The sequence below is a fragment of the uncultured Chitinophaga sp. genome, assembly GCF_902168175.1.
Lineage (GTDB): Bacteria > Bacteroidota > Bacteroidia > Chitinophagales > Chitinophagaceae > Chitinophaga.
This window is the reverse complement of sequence record NZ_CABHOU010000025.1, coordinates 74,979-91,257: the sequence shown is the minus strand read 5'-3', so window position 1 is coordinate 91,257 and position 16,279 is coordinate 74,979. Positions and strand designations below refer to the sequence as shown.

The 16,279-nt window shown below is 48.7% G+C and carries 14 protein-coding genes; 8 read left to right on the top strand and 6 right to left on the bottom strand.

All coding sequences use genetic code 11. The features are described 5' to 3' along the window. The first annotated feature begins 66 nt into the window (after positions 1–66). Positions 67–1,239, top strand: a complete 1,173-nt coding sequence (locus QZT80_RS03745) for a heparan-alpha-glucosaminide N-acetyltransferase domain-containing protein (protein ID WP_295117875.1) — start codon at positions 67–69, stop codon at positions 1,237–1,239. A gap of 99 nt (positions 1,240–1,338) precedes the next feature. Here QZT80_RS03745 and QZT80_RS03740 read toward each other — a convergent pair whose 3' ends face one another. Further along, positions 1,339–1,656, bottom strand: coding sequence for a hypothetical protein (locus QZT80_RS03740; RefSeq protein WP_295117872.1), 318 nt, complete (start codon positions 1,654–1,656; stop codon positions 1,339–1,341). 476 nt (positions 1,657–2,132) lie between these two features. Here QZT80_RS03740 and QZT80_RS03735 point away from each other — a divergent pair, with 476 nt between their 5' ends. Next, positions 2,133–2,888 carry a LytTR family DNA-binding domain-containing protein gene (locus tag QZT80_RS03735; protein ID WP_295117869.1) on the top strand — a complete coding sequence of 252 codons (756 nt, stop codon included), beginning with the start codon at positions 2,133–2,135 and terminating at the stop codon, positions 2,886–2,888. On the opposite strand, the gene QZT80_RS03730 is transcribed toward QZT80_RS03735, so the two are convergent. Next, positions 2,889–3,689, bottom strand: a complete 801-nt coding sequence (locus QZT80_RS03730) for a hypothetical protein (RefSeq protein ID WP_295117867.1) — start codon at positions 3,687–3,689, stop codon at positions 2,889–2,891. Between the two features lie 134 nt (positions 3,690–3,823). On the opposite strand from QZT80_RS03730, the gene QZT80_RS03725 reads away from it, so the two are divergent. From QZT80_RS03725 to QZT80_RS03700, 6 genes are all read left to right on the top strand, one after another. Continuing rightward, positions 3,824–4,684, top strand: coding sequence for a helix-turn-helix domain-containing protein (locus tag QZT80_RS03725; RefSeq protein WP_295117864.1), 861 nt, complete (start codon positions 3,824–3,826; stop codon positions 4,682–4,684). Between the two features lie 189 nt (positions 4,685–4,873). Next, complete coding sequence (locus QZT80_RS03720) at positions 4,874–5,473, top strand: ankyrin repeat domain-containing protein (RefSeq protein ID WP_295117861.1); 600 nt, start codon at positions 4,874–4,876, stop codon at positions 5,471–5,473. A 153-nt stretch (positions 5,474–5,626) separates the two neighbouring features. Further along, entirely contained in the window at positions 5,627–6,592 is a 966-nt protein-coding gene (locus tag QZT80_RS03715) for an alpha/beta fold hydrolase (RefSeq protein ID WP_295117859.1), read from the top strand. 835 nt (positions 6,593–7,427) lie between these two features. Then, on the top strand, positions 7,428–7,802 hold the full coding sequence (locus tag QZT80_RS03710) for a group III truncated hemoglobin (RefSeq protein ID WP_295117856.1): 375 nt from the start codon (positions 7,428–7,430) through the stop codon (positions 7,800–7,802). Positions 7,803–8,069: 267 nt separating this feature from the next. Then, a complete protein-coding gene (locus QZT80_RS03705) occupies positions 8,070–8,492 on the top strand; it encodes a MerC domain-containing protein (RefSeq protein ID WP_295117853.1) in 423 nt (140 codons plus the stop codon). 48 nt (positions 8,493–8,540) lie between these two features. Continuing rightward, the gene (locus QZT80_RS03700) at positions 8,541–10,685 is read left to right on the top strand and encodes a PQQ-binding-like beta-propeller repeat protein (RefSeq protein WP_295117850.1); all 2,145 of its coding nucleotides are present in this window, start codon (positions 8,541–8,543) and stop codon (positions 10,683–10,685) included. Between the two features lie 201 nt (positions 10,686–10,886). Here the strand turns inward: QZT80_RS03700 and QZT80_RS03695 are convergent, their stop codons facing one another. The 4 genes from QZT80_RS03695 to QZT80_RS03680 all read right to left on the bottom strand — a co-directional run bounded on the left by QZT80_RS03695 (position 10,887) and on the right by QZT80_RS03680 (position 16,277). Next, positions 10,887–12,284 carry an arylsulfatase gene (locus QZT80_RS03695; protein WP_295117847.1) on the bottom strand — a complete coding sequence of 466 codons (1,398 nt, stop codon included), beginning with the start codon at positions 12,282–12,284 and terminating at the stop codon, positions 10,887–10,889. A gap of 177 nt (positions 12,285–12,461) precedes the next feature. Beyond that, on the bottom strand, positions 12,462–13,586 hold the full coding sequence (locus QZT80_RS03690) for a glycoside hydrolase family 88 protein (protein WP_295117844.1): 1,125 nt from the start codon (positions 13,584–13,586) through the stop codon (positions 12,462–12,464). Between the two features lie 4 nt (positions 13,587–13,590). Further along, a complete protein-coding gene (locus tag QZT80_RS03685; protein WP_295117841.1) occupies positions 13,591–14,373 on the bottom strand; it encodes a rhamnogalacturonan acetylesterase in 783 nt (260 codons plus the stop codon). 8 nt (positions 14,374–14,381) lie between these two features. Beyond that, entirely contained in the window at positions 14,382–16,277 is a 1,896-nt protein-coding gene (locus tag QZT80_RS03680) for a rhamnogalacturonan lyase (RefSeq protein ID WP_295117839.1), read from the bottom strand. Positions 16,278–16,279 lie beyond the last annotated feature (2 nt).

The window sequence follows — 16,279 nt, the reverse complement described above, 5'->3', positions numbered from 1 at the left end:
AATATACTAACTAGGTTCAGGAATTCGCCGTATCTTATATGAATGGCATAACGTAATTTTTATCCAATGAATGATCTGATAACCCCTTCCAAACGTATCACGTCCGTAGATTTGCTCCGTGGTCTTATTATGGTCATTATGGCGCTGGACCATACCCGCGACTTTACGCATGATGGCGCACTTAAGGCCGATCCGCTGGATGTGGCTACCACTACGCCTGTATTGTTCTTTACGCGCTGGATCACGCACTTTTGTGCCCCGCTGTTCGTTTTCCTGGCCGGCGTGTCCGCCTGGCTTTCCGGACGCAGTAAAACACCGGCTGCCCTCGGATCATTCCTGATTAAACGAGGACTCTGGCTGATACTGGTTGAAATCGTATTAATGACGCTTATTCTCACCGCCGATCCTGGCTACCATATGCTGGTACTGGCGGTTATATGGGCGATAGGATTTAGTATGATCATCCTGGGCCTGCTCGTTCGCGGTTCTTACCTGCTCATATTCATACTGGGCGCCCTGCTGTTCCTGTTCCATAACGTAACCGACTATATGGATATCCCGCAAACCGGTGTGGCCAGCGCTGTATGGGGCGTACTCATGACGTCGCGCGGACTCATTCTGCCGATCGCACCAGGGCATGTTATTTTAAGCAGTTATGCCATTTTGCCCTGGACGGGTGTGCTGATGCTGGGTTACTGCGCCGGACGGATATTTACGGTCGAACCCCTGCAGCGGAAACGGATTTTAGTGAATACTGGCACTGCTGCCATTCTTTTGTTCATCATCCTCCGTTACGTGAATGGATATGGCGATCCTGCGCACTGGGAGGTATTTCCGACTGCGATGCAAACTTTTCTGTCCTTTATCAATACCACTAAATACCCTCCTTCATTATTGTTTCTTTGCATGACGATTGGCCCAGGATTATTACTACTGGCCGCGTTTGAAAATAAAACAAGTAAAATACTCAGTGTATATGGGCGTGTGCCGTTCTTTTATTACGTTACCCATTTCTTTTTGATCCGCGTTATTAGTATCGTGATGTTTTATGCACAGGGGTATGGCGCAAACGATGTGGTGAGCCCATTTTTTCACTACAGGCCGGCAGATATGGGCGTGCCGTTATGGGGTGTGTACGTTATCTGGATAAGTGTAGTGGCAGCGCTTTACCTGCCCTGTAAGTGGTTCGGTGCATATAAGCAGCAGGATAAGCAGAAAGTGTGGTTGAGTTACCTGTAAACAAAAATCCGGGAAAGCCCATCAGTCTCATTTCAGGGTTAACCTGCATGTACATAACGAGCTTCTCCCGGCGCTAAAATTGGCAAGCTAAATGGAGATTCAGGCTTCGAGCAACCCGATCTTGATAAGCCTCGACCTGATGGCGCCTGTTGTGCGACCATGGATGCGGGCCATCTCTATAATTCGTTTTCCGTCGTTAAAGTGTTGTCGTAATTGTTCCTCTTCTGTGTTCGACCACTTGTTTCCCTGGTTGCCCTTTTGGGCGCTGATTTTCAATTCTTTTACTGCGTTGAAGAGGGCGCGCAGTATTACCGGGTGTTGAATCGAACTACCTGCAGGGATGGGCGTACGGCTAACCGGGTCTATTCCATTGGCTAATGATTCCAGGACCTCAATGGTGTGTTCCATTTGTTGCATCTTACTAATTGTTTTTAGGGTCAATCAGTTTGCCTGGGTAGTTTAGAACGCGTGCCACGCGGGCTACTTTAGCGTTGCACTTGTTATACAAATCTAGCCGTTTCGCCTGTAATTAATCCGCAGTGAAAAAATTAAAAATTGTTATGGAATGAGCGGAAGTACTGCTATCAGCCGCCGTTGTGTCACACCCTTCAGCGGTTGTTGCATTAATGGGCATTACTCTTTGGCTCATTGTGAGGAGCGAACTTCCGGTATAATAAAAAGCATTGTATCCGGGGCGCATTACTGGAAACAATGTTGACTACATGCTGTTGGAAGCGATGTTACCACCAGCATACATATACAACCCTGCATCCTTCTACGGTAAACGGAGCCCGTATCTCACATAAATATGTCTTGATAAGCTGTAAAATGGAACAACTGCTGCCGAAATGACGAATTTTGTTCCCGGAACGATTCACCTAAACAACTGTGCCATGAAAGTGCTTATTATCGAAGATGAAGCTCTCTCCGCTCATCATCTCAAAAATATGCTTCGCGAAGTAGACCACGATATAGAAGTGGTGGCTGTGCTGGACAGCATCGAGGCTGCTATCCGTTTTTTCGCCAGCAAACCCCAGCTGGACCTCATTTTTATGGATATAGAACTGGGCGACGGGCAAAGCTTTGAAATCTTTTCAAAAATAGATGTGGAATGGCCGGTGATTTTTACCACCGCTTACCAGGAACATGCGCTTAAAGCATTTAAGCTTAACAGTGTAGATTACCTGCTTAAACCCGTTTGCCGCGAAGAGCTGCTGGCGGCTATTCTGAAATATCGTAAGTGGCATGCACAACGTTCGGCCCCCAATGCCGGTATTAATGCGTTACTCAAGGACCTGAACGGTGAAAGTTTTAAATCACGTTACCTGGCTAAAAGCGGTACCAGGCTCATTTCCGTATCTCTACCCGAAATTGCTTATTTCTATACCAAAGATAAACTGCAGTTTATTAAAACCCGCAGCAACCAGGATTTTATCATTGATAAACGCCTTGATGAAATAGAGGGTGAAACTGATCCCACGGTGTTTTTCCGCGTTAACCGGCAGTTCATCGTTAACTACGGTCATATTGAGAAAGTACACACCTGGTTTAGCGGTAAGTTAAAAGTGCAGGTACAGCCGGCTGCTTATGAAGAAATTATCGTCAGCCGGTTGCGGGCCAATGAATTTAAGAAATGGCTGGGTGAATAGTTACCACTTTAATACCTGTAATAGCAGTTTCCAGCCCTCGCGGGTGTGCCCCCAAATACGCATATAGGCTTCATTACGCTGGTTATGTTTTACGGTACCGTACACATACGCCAGGTCCCTGTTTTGCGAAATGCCACCGGCCATTGGATTAAACTTCAGGCTAATGGGCACCCGCTCCAATGCTTTCATGATACTATCTTTTCCCTGGAAGGGACCAATGCCCTCGATGTTAAACCAGACACTGTCGGCCATCGTACGTCGAAAGGCTTCATCGGCAATGGTGTCGTGCGCCAGGATGATATTTTTTTCCAGCGCATAAATAGCCGAATCGCTGTCGGTGGAAGGGGTGAGGCCGTTAAAGGTTTGTACTGGTTGTTGCTGGTATAACGAAGGTTTGTAGTAAATGCCGAGGTCGGCCAGGAACTTCCATTCACCTTTTCCATTTTTCTTCCATACGGTGGTGTAATGCCCGGCAGCAACTGCCGTATCATTTAACGTGCGTCGTACTTCGTAAGGGCCGGTGGTAAAGCCTAAGTCGCCAGAACCTGATGTGGCTGCAAACGTGGGTAGCCAAACAAGCGTAAAGCCGCCTTCATTAGCTGCCGACCAAAACCTGATCGTGTTGCGGGCCATGCCACCGTCGAACACTACACCATTACTGTCTGCATAACGGAGAAACGCCTGTTTTACAGAGCTGTCTGCCGCATACTTCGCAAAGGCCAGTTCGGCGCTTACCACGTCCTGGGCCTGTAAAGCCGTATGCATACAAAAGGAAAGGAGAATAAGGGGCCATTTTTTCATAACAATAAAATTAAATCCCGAAACTAAGTGAGCGCCGCTAACCATGGCAGGTTGCATAATTTTTATCCCGGAATGTCTTTTTCCGCGGTCCGCCTGTTCAGCGAATCAGCGAAATAAAGTAAATTAGGGATAAGATGTCAAATTCCCCACATTTACCCCTTGTTGATCTCAAAGAAGTATGCAAACCTCTCAAAGAGGAGCAGTTCAGTCTTTTCCGGCATGAGCGGGAGGGGGTGTTTAGTCTGCCGCACGCCCACAAGCATAAATTTTTCATGATGTTCTTTGTTACCGGTGGCGGCGGTACCCATCATATCGATTTTACTAAATACGACGTGACGCCTGGTTCCGTTTTTTTCCTGGCACCCGGTCAGGCCCATAACTGGGAGTTACACCCGGATACGACTGGCTTTCAATTAATGTACGGCCCTGAGTTTGTGGACTTTCCGCCCGGCCAGTGGCCTTTCTTTTCAGCATCTGCCCAACCACTGTTACATATGGAGGAAGGGGCGTTCGAGATCGTGCTACGCGAACTGGAGGCGATGGAAAAGGAGTACAGCCGGGGTGATCTGTTGTCTATCCGTATTTTAACGCATCGTTTGTGGGTTTTGTTAACCCTGGTAGAACGTGGTTACGAAGCGGCGTTTCCTGCAGAGGATGTTCCTGGCCTGCGGCAGGTGGTAAAACAGTTCCTGGAGCTGCTGGAGGCGAACTATAAAGACAATGCCGCTGTGGAATACTACGCCGAGCAACTGCATGTTACGCCCCAATACCTTAACATCGCCAGCAAAAAGGAAACAGGTCTTACGGCCGGGCATTGTATCCGTAGCAGGCTGCTGCTGGAGGCCAAACGTATGTTATCCCTCACTACGCAGGACGTCAAAGAGATCGCTTACAGTCTCGGGTTCTCCGATTCTTCTTATTTCTCCCGGTTTTTCCGCCGTTATGCAGGGCTTTCGCCCCTGGCGTTCCGCAAGCATGTTCAAAAAGTACCTTAAAAGTTGCGATTAGTCCCGTCCTGTTTACCTGCCTCTTCAGAAAGTACCTGAATGCACACAATACACACCCTTGCAGCCGTTTGGTCAGCCGTATCTTTGCGTCGTCATAGCGATCGATGAAATATATGCTGTGCCTGGGTTTATTGGGATTTGTGATCAGATGCAGGCACAGCATCCAAAAAGAAGGGCATGATAGAAGAAAAGCAATTAGTGAAAGCAGTAGTGATGAATGATACCGTGATAATTGCCGGCTTGTTAAAGGGGCGTGTGAACGTGGAACTTAAAGATGAAGATAGGCGAACGCCCCTGATGCTTGCCGTATACAGGAGCAACACTGCCGCAGCCCGGCTGTTGATAGCAGCGGGCGCTAACGTAAATGCACAGGACAAACTACTCAATTCTCCCTTTTTATATGCCGCTGCCAGCGGTTGCGAGGAAATTGTGCGATTGAGTATGCAGCATGGCGCTGACTATAAGGTGTTAAACCGCTACGGCGGCACGGCTCTTATACCCGCCTGCGAGCGAGGCCACCTGGCCGTTGTGGCAGCCCTTCTGGAAGACAAAAGTTTTCCGGTTGATCATGTTAACAACCTTGGCTGGACAGCCCTTCTGGAAGCGATCATACTCGGGAATGGCGGCCCGCAGTACGAAACGGTGGTACAGATGCTGGTAACAGCCGGTTGCGATGTGAATATAGCAGACAAAGAGGGTGTAACACCTTTGCAGCATGCCGTGTACAGAGGATTTAGAGAGATAGCGTGGCGATTGATGCAGGCAGGCGCAAAGTAGTGTATATGACCATTATCCTAGAAAAATAGCCTGACCTTTATAGGTCGGGCTTAACTTTTTATGTTGAGATATGGAGCCTGTGACCGGCGTGGAAATATAGAAATAGAGGGTAAGGTCAATACCTTGCCTGCAAATCGTTAAATTTGCAGGCGTATGCCAGTTGTGAGTCAGTCAGAATATTTGGCCCCGCGCCTGTTGCGCAACCGCCACATTGCCACCATTTTTCCGTCACTTTTCCGGAAGGTAAAGGGTGTACAGTACAGCCGTACACGCATTACCACGCCAGATGGCGATTTCCTTGATCTCGATTTCAGCCGTACGGGCAGTAAACGTATCGTGATCGTGCTGCATGGTCTCGAGGGTAATTCTACCCGCCCTTATGTACTGGGTATGGTGAACATTTTTAATGAGGGTGGCTACGATACTGTGTCCATGAACTTCCGCGGTTGCAGCGGTGAACCCAACCTCTTGTTACGCAGTTATCACAGCGGCGAAACCGGCGATCTTCATACACTGGTTCAATACCTGGCCGACAGCGGAGTATATAACAGCATTCATATCGTAGGTTTTTCGCTGGGTGGCAATGTGGCGCTGAAATACGTTGGCGAAAACGGTGCTTCACTTCACCCGCTGATTAAATCGGCGGCAGGTATTTCGGTGCCCTGCGATTTGAAAAGTGGGGCAGGCGAATTAGAGAAGCGCGTAAACTATATTTATATGCAGCGTTTCATCCGCGAACTGGGGCTAAAGCTGGAAGAAAAGAACGTACGTTTTCCGGGTAAAGTAGATCTTACCGGGTTCGCAACAATCAAAAATTTCCGCCAGTTCGATAACCGTTATACGGCACCTATTCACGGTTTCGAGGATGCCGAGAAATACTGGGCGGCCTGCAGCAGCCGTCAGTTTATCCCCAATGTACGTATCCCGGTGCTGCTCATCAATGCACAGGACGATCCCTTCCTGGGGCAGGGCTGTTACCCTTACGAAGAGGCAGCCGGTAACCCACAGTTTTTCCTGGAAACACCCCGTTACGGCGGGCATGTCGGCTTTGCCGGATGGGGCTTCGACCGTTACTGGTCGGAGTTACGGACGTTCCGGTTTATCGAGCATCAGGGCTAAAATACAAGCTACTTTCATCGGTCATCCTATATCGATCCTTTATCCATCCTATATCCATTTCCGCTGAAACCCGCGCTGGTGGTGACGGATATTATAGGATCGATATAGGATCGATATACCTTCGCTATATGTTCCATAATACTCCCTATGGTTATGGGAAGTCAATATATTGGCTTTCAGTGTTTTTCGTATTTATATATCTACTATTCGGTGTTATCCCTTGCTGGCAGAGGTTTACAGCCGCATCCAGGGTGTTTCGTCCCAAGCTTCTATATGCTTCGTCCCAAGCTTCTCTATGCTTCACCCCTTTCTCCACCCAATGGGCATTTCACGACCGTACCTTTGCTTTTCGGACAATCAAAAGGATTCGTTCGTCAGTAATTAAACCCTTGCCGGACCGTCGAAAGGATGCATTCGGACAGGGTTGTGGGACTGTAGCAGGTGGAAAAGCCGCCTGCGCAAAACCCATGAAGTTCTTTGACATATTGGTTTAAAAAATGGACAGCAGGGGTGGACTTTACCGGGCCATTGCCTGCCGCCGGGGTGAATAATGCCACGGCGGCCAGGCTTTGTGCTTCGTGGTTGTTAACCGGAAAGCGAACAGGGAACACATCTTGCGCTCCCTGTGAGGTTTTTCATGGATGTATATGGAAGCTTAAAGTATATTAAAACTGCATGCCCGGAATTTGTTAGCAGTCCTGTTTAATTGTTTGCATAAATCAAGGAACAAACCACGCGCCATCGCCCTTTCCCTATCGGAATAGTTGCCTGGACCACTGTTTTAGCCCCTGTTTAGCCACGTATTGTGTAATTTTATGGACTGAATCAATAGACCATGAAGGACATCACTACAAAAGAAGATATAGCCCTAATCGTTAGAGCGTTCTATAAAAAGGCAACCATCGACCCGTTGATCGGGCATTTTTTCACGACGGTGAAGGAGATCAACTGGAACGAACATATTCCGCTCATTACATCATTCTGGGAAAATATACTGCTGGGCGGTACCGACTATAAAGGCGGCGCCATGTTCAAACACATCCAGCTCAATCGCCTGTCGCCCATGGAACGAGGGCATTTCGAGCGCTGGCTGGCCTTGTGGGGACAAACGGTGAAAGAGCTTTATGCTGGTCCTACGGCAGACGAAGCTATCAGAAGGGCGGATTCTATTGCAGGTATCATGCAGTTTAAGGTTTCGGGTGGGCGTTAGCGTTGGTTAATTAGTTGTTAACAAATGGTTATTTCTATCGTTTACCAACTAAAAACCGCCGTTTACGAATTGACGCTTGACAGATACAGGGCCCTTCCTATATTTGCATCGGTTTTTCATAGGATATGGTTAAAATAACTGAAGGCGGTATTCTTACCGCCTTTTACTTTTTCCCTAACCCTCATTCCCCCCTCTCTTTAAATTATATTGCATCTTTGTTGCAAAATCTGTACATTTGCCCTCCGGAGCAACCGTAAGTATAGTGATATGGACAGAAATAACAGGAAGGCAGTAAACCTGCGCAGCACTTATCAGCAAAAATGGGATATGATCAGCATCGGGGCTTCGTTAGCCTGTGCGGTACATTGCGTGTTGTTGCCTGTTTTGTTTACCACGCTGCCCTTATTTGGTATAGAAATACTGGAAAATATTTACCTGGAGGTGCTTACCATCCTGGTGTCGCTGTTAATAGGCGGCCGGGCGCTTTGGAAAGGTTATCGCCAGGTACATGGCAGGGTTTATATGTTAGCCTGGTTTGGTACAGGTATGTTGATGATGGTAGCCGGCAACTTCGTTCATGGCAGTACTTTCGAAATTGTTGCCAAGCTGGGAGGCGCTACGCTGGTTATTATGGCGCATGTACGCAACTGGCAACGCAGCAGGCAATGCCATGTTTGTAAAACGAACTAGCATTTATGCGTGTCAGTAAGTATCTTGGGGGATAATCCTTTCACAGTTATGAATTTAAGACCGTTCCACGTTACGCTCTTATCCGCGTTATCCCTTTTTTCCTGTAAGCCCGGCACAAACAGTCAGTACGACTCGTGGCGCGTGTACAATGGCAGCAAAGAAGGCTTAAAATATTCTTCCCTTACACAAATCGATACCTCGAATGTTCAGCAGCTACAGGTAGCCTGGGAATATCGTTCCGGCGATGCAGACACGCTTACACATTCTGAAATACAGTGTAATCCTATTATGATCGATAGTACGCTGTACGGTGTTTCACCACGCCTTAAACTGCTGGCCTTAAATGCCGCTACGGGTAAGCCGAGGTGGATATTTGATCCGCAGGCAGAGGGTGATTCCATTGCTATTCACGTATTACGTTCTGTGAGTTACTGGCAGGAAGGGGAGGACAGGCGGTTGTTCTTCACCGCCGGCCCTTATCTCTGGTCGATCAACGCTGCTACCGGTAAACCGGTGGAAAGCTTTGGCAATAAAGGCAAACTATCATTGCATAGCGACCTGGGCGAAGCGGCTACAGACCGTTTCGTGATCACTACCTCACCAGGCATGGTGTATAAAGATATGATCATCATCGGCTCGCGGGTGTCCGAAAACGGCGATGCTGCACCAGGGCACATCCGCAGTTATGATGTGCGCACCGGGAAACTACGCTGGATATTCCATACCATTCCGCAACCAGGTGAAGAAGGATACAGTGAATGGAAAGATCCGAATGCCTATAAATTCATCGGTGGCGCTAATTCCTGGTCAGGTTTTAGCCTGGATGAAAAAAGAGGAATTCTCTTTGCACCCACCGGCTCTGCCTCCTTCGACTTTTACGGTGGTAAACGTAAGGGCTCTAACCTTTACGCCGATTGTTTGCTGGCGCTGGATGCCAACACAGGCAAACGTATCTGGCATTTTCAGAACATCCACCACGATATATGGGACCGCGACCTGCCTGGTCCGCCGGTATTAGTAACGGTTACGCTTGATGGTAAAAAGAGAGAGGCGGTGGCGCAAACGGCTAAAACCGGTTATATTTTTCTGCTGGACAGAGAAACAGGTAAACCCTTATTCCCGATAGAAGAACGTGCTGTACCGGATACCGGGGCATTGCCGGGCGACGAGCCCTGGCCTACACAGCCTTTTCCGCTTAAACCAGCGCCTTTTACCCGGCAACTGATGACAGAGGCCGACCTTAACTACCTGCTGCCCGATTCGGCCTTAAATGACGTGCGCACGCGCTGGCAGTCTTACCGCAAGGGCCATATGTTCACCCCTCCATCCCGCCAGGGTACTATTATCTTCCCCGGTTTCGACGGTGGTGGCGAATGGGGCGGCCCGGCTTTCGATCCGGAAACTGGTATGTTATATGTGAATGCGAACGAAATGCCCTGGGTGCTTACCATGGTAGATGTGAAAAACGGCGCTGCCAAAAAGGAAACAAACCTGGCCGCGGGTAAACGTTTGTACAAAACGATCTGCATGACCTGCCACGGTCCCGAAATGCAGGGCGGCGGTAATTATCCTACATTGATCAACGTCAATAAAAAATACAATGCCCCCCAGTTTATGGACCTGGTCAATAACGGGCGGCGTATGATGCCTGGGTTTAAACACCTGAGTAATGAAGAAAAAGAAGCGATTGCCTCTTTTGTACTCGATTTGAAAAAACAGCAACCGTTGCCTTACAAAGGTCCGCAGAAACCCGCAGACACTACGCGCGATCTGCCTTTTGCTTCCACGGGTTATCATAAGTTTCTTACCAAAGACGGTCTGCCTGCTATCAGTCCGCCATGGGGTACCATCAGCGCTATTAATATGAATACCGGTGAGTACGTGTGGAGAGATACACTGGGTATACACCCTGCATTTGCGGACAGGGGTATTAAAACCGGTACAGAGAATTATGGCGGGCCGGTAGTTACCGCCGGTGGGTTATTATTCATTGCTGCTACGAAAGATGAGATGTTACGCGCTTATCATAAAACAACCGGCAAACTGTTATGGCAAACGAAATTGCCGGCCGCCGGTTTTGCCACGCCTGCTATTTACCTGCTAAACGGCAAACAGTACCTGGTCATCGCGTGTGGTGGCGGTAAACTGGGCACAAAGTCGGGCGATAGTTACGTGGCATATAACTTACCGTAAGTCGTTCGTTACCGAACGATTAAGCCCGGAAATGAACGATGGAGAACAATGAAGTAGTTGATACACAATGGTTTTTTTATGGCACCATACTTGGCTGTATGGATTGCCATTTTAAAAGGTAAAAGCGCCGGAAGGCTATGCCCCCGGCGCTCCTATAGTGTTAAAATTAACTGTTGAGAGGATGCTTTTGCATCCTCTTTTTTATTCGATATCCCAGTCGAAAATGCTGTTCTCTGGTTTGGTTTTGGATTGCTGCGCAAGCGTGTACAACTCTTTCACTTTCGCAGGTTGCTGTTTCGCAACATCATGGGTTTCGCCAATGTCGCTGCGGAGGTTGTATAGTTCCACCACTTCCGGCTGACCTTTAGCTTTTAGACGGATAAGTTTCCAGTCGCCCTGCAGCACGGCTTCTTTGTACTGTTTTTCATTAAACTGCCAGTAGAGATACGGATGCTGCTGTACTTGTTTTTTGCCTGCCAGCGCAGATGTAAACGAAAGTCCGTCAATGTTACCCGGAACCGGGGCATTAGTAAGATCGCAGAAGGTAGGCAGGATGTCCCAGAAAGCCCAGATGTCGTTCCTGGTAACGCCTGCGGGCACTTTACCGGGCGCTCTTACTAACAACGGTACACGAATGCCACCTTCATACAAATCGCGTTTAATGCCACGTAAAGGACCATTGCTGTTAAAGTATTCAGGATCGGCCCCGCCTTCTTTGTGCGGGCCGTTATCGCTGGTGAAAAAGATGTACGTGTTATCGTCTAACCCCAGTTCTTTTACCAATGCCAGTACCCGGGCCACATCCTCGTCCAGTTTGGTGATCATACCGGCAAAGGCCGCGTGTGGCTGTGGTTGCGAGTGGTAGGATTTGGTTTCTGCCGTAACAAAAGGCGTTTCCGGCCCCAGTTTGCTGCTACCATCGGCATTCAGCCAGCGTTGCAGGTAAGGTTGTGGTACATACAGCTCCGCATGGGGAATGGTGAGGGGCATGTACAGGAAGAACGGTTTGTCTTTATTGCTTTTGATAAAGCTCAGTGCTTTTTGTACGATCAGCTCATCTGAATACTCCGTTGAGTCGAGTGGTACCCGAACGGTTTTGCCGTTCTGTATTTCCAGCAGGCTGTTGGTGTAGTAGTGATGGGCGTGGGTTTGATTCAGGTAGCCGTAAAACGCATCGAAGCCGTGCTTCTCTGGCGCACCGCTTGTATTCTCTTCTCCCAGGCCCCATTTGCCAAACATGCCGGTAGTATAACCGTTGTTATGCAGGCGTGTAGCGATAGTTGTATCCTGCAAACGCAATGGTTCACGGCTGTTGCCACGGATGTAGGCATGGCCCATGTGTTTGCCGGTCATTAGTGCGCAGCGGCTGGGCGCACATACTGTATTGCCGGAATAGAAGCGCGTGAACTTCGTTCCTTCTTTCGCCAGCCGGTCGATGTTAGGCGTGGGTACTTTGTGGCCTGGATTGTAAGCAGTGAGGTTCCCGTATCCAAGATCATCAGCGATAATGAAAATGATATTGGGCTTCTTCGTTTGTGCCATAGCGGCCGGCGCATACAACGCCATCGCCAGCGCGATCATTTTGTTCCTGATATTCATATGTTGTTATTTTCCGTAAAGGTCGTTTTGAGATAATTGGGTGTTTTCCGGATGGAAATAAACAGCTCTGGCCAAATTTACTTATTAAAGTGTGTACTAACATAACGAAGGGCCGGGAGAACCCGGCCCTTGGCTGATTTTTAACCTTTCACTAAAACTAATCGAAATTATGAGTACTTATTTTTTAAGCTTGTATACTTCGCTACCGGCCAGTAAAAAACAACCCAGGCTAAAATCCTCGAAGTCGGGAATTTTATCAAAGGTTACGGGCTGCCCGTCCTTAGGTTCTTTACCTGTACTCTGCACATAACCCAGTTTGCCGTCGGGATGTATGCAGTCTTTTAACAGCGCATTCCACGCTTTTGTAATGACCGGCAGATAGGTTTTTTTATCGATGATTTTATTGTTGATGCCCCAGGCCATACCGTAAACGAACAGGGAAGTACCGGTCAGTTCTTTACCGCCGTAGTTGTTGGCGTCGTGCAGACTGGCGTTCCAGAAACCGTCTTCGCGTTGTATGGGCAGCAGGGCCTGTAACATGTCTTTGTAATCCTGCAGGTATTCCTGGTAATGCGGGTCGGACTTAGGCAGTTCGCCCAGTACGCGGGCCAATGCGGCTACCACCCAGCCATTACCGCGGCTCCAGTAACAATCTTCGCCATTAGGTTCGGTGTACGGAGGATCGAAGTCTTTATCTCTCCACCATAATTTATCTGCAGGATTGTACAGTCCTTTTTCGCCGTGTTTGTATTTGGTGTAAGCATACATTTCGTACATCTTACGGAAATAACTGGTGTCTTTGGTTTCTACCCCCAGCCGGGTAAACAGCGGCATCGCCATTTGCAGGGCGTCTATCCACCACCATGCTTCTACGTTCGGGGAGTTCTTTACGCGCTCCATACAGGCCTGTATATCGCGAATACGCTCTGGTTTACGGTCTACACGGTAAAGATCTATGTAGGTTTGGCCACATGCCTGGTTGTCGGCGTTGTTGGTCTGTATACCGCCCCATAGGCCCCATTTATGGCTTTCACTCCATTGTACGGCGTAATTGTAATAGCTTTTCTGTTTGTCTACACTGTATAAAGCCATCAGTCCTTCGTAATACACGGCGCGTGTCCAGAGGTTGCTGGGTCGTTCCTTACCTACAAAGGTTACTTTTCCCGGGTCGGGCCATTTGTTTACGAAGTACTCATTGGTAAGCCGCAACTGTTTCAGCGTTTCCTTTTTGTTCGGGAGCGACTGTGCCTGCAGGCTGGAGGTCAGCGTAATCGCTACTAATGTGCTTGCAAATATCTTCATCGTCTTATTTTTCTTTCAGGTAAGTACTAAGGGAGCAGTTGCTCAGGTTCTTAACACCGGAGGCCACTACTGCGGCATTGATCTCTGCGCCTTCTTTGCTGGTATGCGTATGGTCGCCGTAGAATAGTGGTTTCACCTTTTCTGCACCCATCTCTTCATATTTATCGGCAATAAGATTGTTGAGGTCAACAAAGGGCACACCTTCCGATTCAGCAATTTCCTTTGCCCATTTGCCGTAATCGTTGTTGCTGCGGTTTACTTTGCCTTCTTTCCAGTTGTCGCGTGGGACGGGCGAGCAAACGATCGCAATCGCGCCTTTGGCTTTCGCATCTTTAATATATTTCCGGAGATAGTGACCGTAGGTGTATACTACTTCCTGCTGTTTGCGGATAGGATTGTAAATTTCTTTGCTTTCTTCGCCAATGCCTTTAATACTGCCGCGGGCACGGGCTGTATCGTCCAGCGGACCGCCATCGTTATGGCCAAACTGGATGAGTACGTAATCGCCTGCCTGTAATGTTTCCAGTATCTTGTCCCAGCGACCTTCGTTGATAAATGTCCTGCTGCTGCGGCCACCAATAGCGTGGTTGGCGATGGTTAATTTACTGGTGTCGAAGTATTGGTGTACCAGCGTTCCCCATCCCCACTGACCATTTTTACCGCTACCGTCGCCGTTACGTACGGTGGAGTCGCCAATAATGTACAGCGTAGGTTTGGGTGCCATCCAGGTAAAGGAAGAGGCCAGCAGTACAATAGCTAAAAGCGAAAGATATTTCCTGATCTTCATATGTTGTTCTATTTTTTGCTTTTTGTTGGGTTGATGATGATGCTCGGTTTCGGTGGTGCCTGCATGCCTTCGCCCAGGTGGAAACCGGTATGCGGCGGCTGATTGTAGGCAACGTTCTGCCAGGCAATACTCAACCTGTACTGCGGATCATGCATCAGTGTATAGAATTTTTTATCGGTAGGAATAGTGGTGGAAAAGATGCGCAGCTCATTATTGTCGGCTGTTCTGTAAATCACTTCTTCTCTCCAGTCGCCAAGTATGTCGGCAGACAGTACCGGGTTTGCTTTGGTACCGTTATTCCTTACACAATTGAATTTGGCAGCATCCAGCAAAGGTTGTGTTCTGCTGTTCTGATAATCCCATTTATCGATATTGGTGCCGTTCAGTATTTCACTTAACACATCGCCATCCCAAAAGATGCCCATGTTACAGGCGGGTGTTCTGTCGGCAATTTTATTGCCTTTTGCATCGAACATGCCGGTAATACCAGCGCCAGCTACCCAGCACTCGTAACCGGGGTAACGCGGATCTACGTCCAGCGCCAGTCCGCGGCCGGGGCCTTCGCCATCTTCGCCGGCTTTCATGCTTGGTTTTTTCCAGAGTATTTCGCCGGTGCGGGCATCGCGGAAGTGTGCGCCTGCATCATCGAAACGCTCCTGTATATCAAATATCTCCAAACCCGGACGGCTGGGATCAAGGTCGCTTACGTGTAAGGCATCGCCGTGACCGAGGCCGGTGGAGTATAAACCTTTTCCGTTATCGTCTACTACCATCGCACCAAATACAATTTCATCTTTACCATCGCCGTCTACATCGGCAGCAGTAAGGTTGTGGTTGCCCTGGCCGCGGTAGGCGCGGTTTTTATCGCCCGGTTCATCACTGTCGAATGTCCATACAGGCGTGAGTTTGCCGTTACGCCAGTTCCAGGCGCTGAGTACGGAGCGGGTGTAATAACCACGCGTCATCACCAGCGAAGGTTGTTTGCCATCGAGGTAAGCAATACAGGCGAGGAAACGGTCCATACGGTTGCCATACCCATCACCCCAGACAGCTTTTAATTCGTCGGTGGTAGGGTTGATGGAAGAAGGATGACGGGCCGGAATGTAATTGGTGGTGGCCAGTTCGGCACCGGTGAGCCCGTCAAAGATGGTCATGAATTCTGGCCCGGCCAGTATGTAACCTTTGTCGTTGCGATAGTCTTTTGTAGAATCCCCGATCACTTTGCCCTTGCCATCGATCGTGCCATCGGCTGTTTTCATGGCTATTTCTGCACGTCCGTCGCCATCGAGGTCGTACACCATGAATTGTGTGTAGTGCGCACCTTCGCGGATGTTTTTACCAAGATTGATCGTCCAAAGTAATGTGCCATCAAGTTTGTAGGCCTGGAAAATAGGAGGGTCGGTGATGCCTGCCTGCGAATTATCTTTTGCACGGCCGGTTTGGTGTAAGATAATTTCATAACTGCCATCGCCATCCAAATCGCCCACAGAGGCATCGTTAGGCGTATAACCCAATGGCGTTTTCAGCGGAATGGACAGGTAAGCGGCGGCATTCGCCTTCCGCTCGAAGCTGTTAGGTTCATTCACTTCTTTACCCCTGATGACGGGCTTTACTACATAGGTATATGCAGCGCTGTTTTCAGCCTTGTCGTCATGGAAAGAAGTAACGTTCGTAATCGGAGTAGTATTCAGTTTTTTTAACGCTGCTTTTTTGCCGGCATTGGCGCGATATACGTTAAAGCCAATGGCCGGATCGTCGGTGCCCAGCATTCTCCAGCTTATAAAATTGCCGCCATTGTTTTCCGGAATGGCGATCACACCACGGTCCAGGCGTTCCATTTGCCTTTGGGCAGATGCATGGCTCATAGCAGCGAGTAACAGCGGTAATAAGATTAGTCTTTTCATCA

Coding starts and splice junctions, on each gene's coding strand:
- QZT80_RS03745 (WP_295117875.1), top strand. CDS start 67: ATGAATGATCTGATAACCCCTTCCAAACGTATCACGTCCGTAGATTTG.
- QZT80_RS03740 (WP_295117872.1), bottom strand. CDS start 1,656: ATGCAACAAATGGAACACACCATTGAGGTCCTGGAATCATTAGCCAAT.
- QZT80_RS03735 (WP_295117869.1), top strand. CDS start 2,133: ATGAAAGTGCTTATTATCGAAGATGAAGCTCTCTCCGCTCATCATCTC.
- QZT80_RS03730 (WP_295117867.1), bottom strand. CDS start 3,689: ATGAAAAAATGGCCCCTTATTCTCCTTTCCTTTTGTATGCATACGGCT.
- QZT80_RS03725 (WP_295117864.1), top strand. CDS start 3,824: ATGTCAAATTCCCCACATTTACCCCTTGTTGATCTCAAAGAAGTATGC.
- QZT80_RS03720 (WP_295117861.1), top strand. CDS start 4,874: ATGATAGAAGAAAAGCAATTAGTGAAAGCAGTAGTGATGAATGATACC.
- QZT80_RS03715 (WP_295117859.1), top strand. CDS start 5,627: ATGCCAGTTGTGAGTCAGTCAGAATATTTGGCCCCGCGCCTGTTGCGC.
- QZT80_RS03710 (WP_295117856.1), top strand. CDS start 7,428: ATGAAGGACATCACTACAAAAGAAGATATAGCCCTAATCGTTAGAGCG.
- QZT80_RS03705 (WP_295117853.1), top strand. CDS start 8,070: ATGGACAGAAATAACAGGAAGGCAGTAAACCTGCGCAGCACTTATCAG.
- QZT80_RS03700 (WP_295117850.1), top strand. CDS start 8,541: ATGAATTTAAGACCGTTCCACGTTACGCTCTTATCCGCGTTATCCCTT.
- QZT80_RS03695 (WP_295117847.1), bottom strand. CDS start 12,284: ATGAATATCAGGAACAAAATGATCGCGCTGGCGATGGCGTTGTATGCG.
- QZT80_RS03690 (WP_295117844.1), bottom strand. CDS start 13,586: ATGAAGATATTTGCAAGCACATTAGTAGCGATTACGCTGACCTCCAGC.
- QZT80_RS03685 (WP_295117841.1), bottom strand. CDS start 14,373: ATGAAGATCAGGAAATATCTTTCGCTTTTAGCTATTGTACTGCTGGCC.
- QZT80_RS03680 (WP_295117839.1), bottom strand. CDS start 16,277: ATGAAAAGACTAATCTTATTACCGCTGTTACTCGCTGCTATGAGCCAT.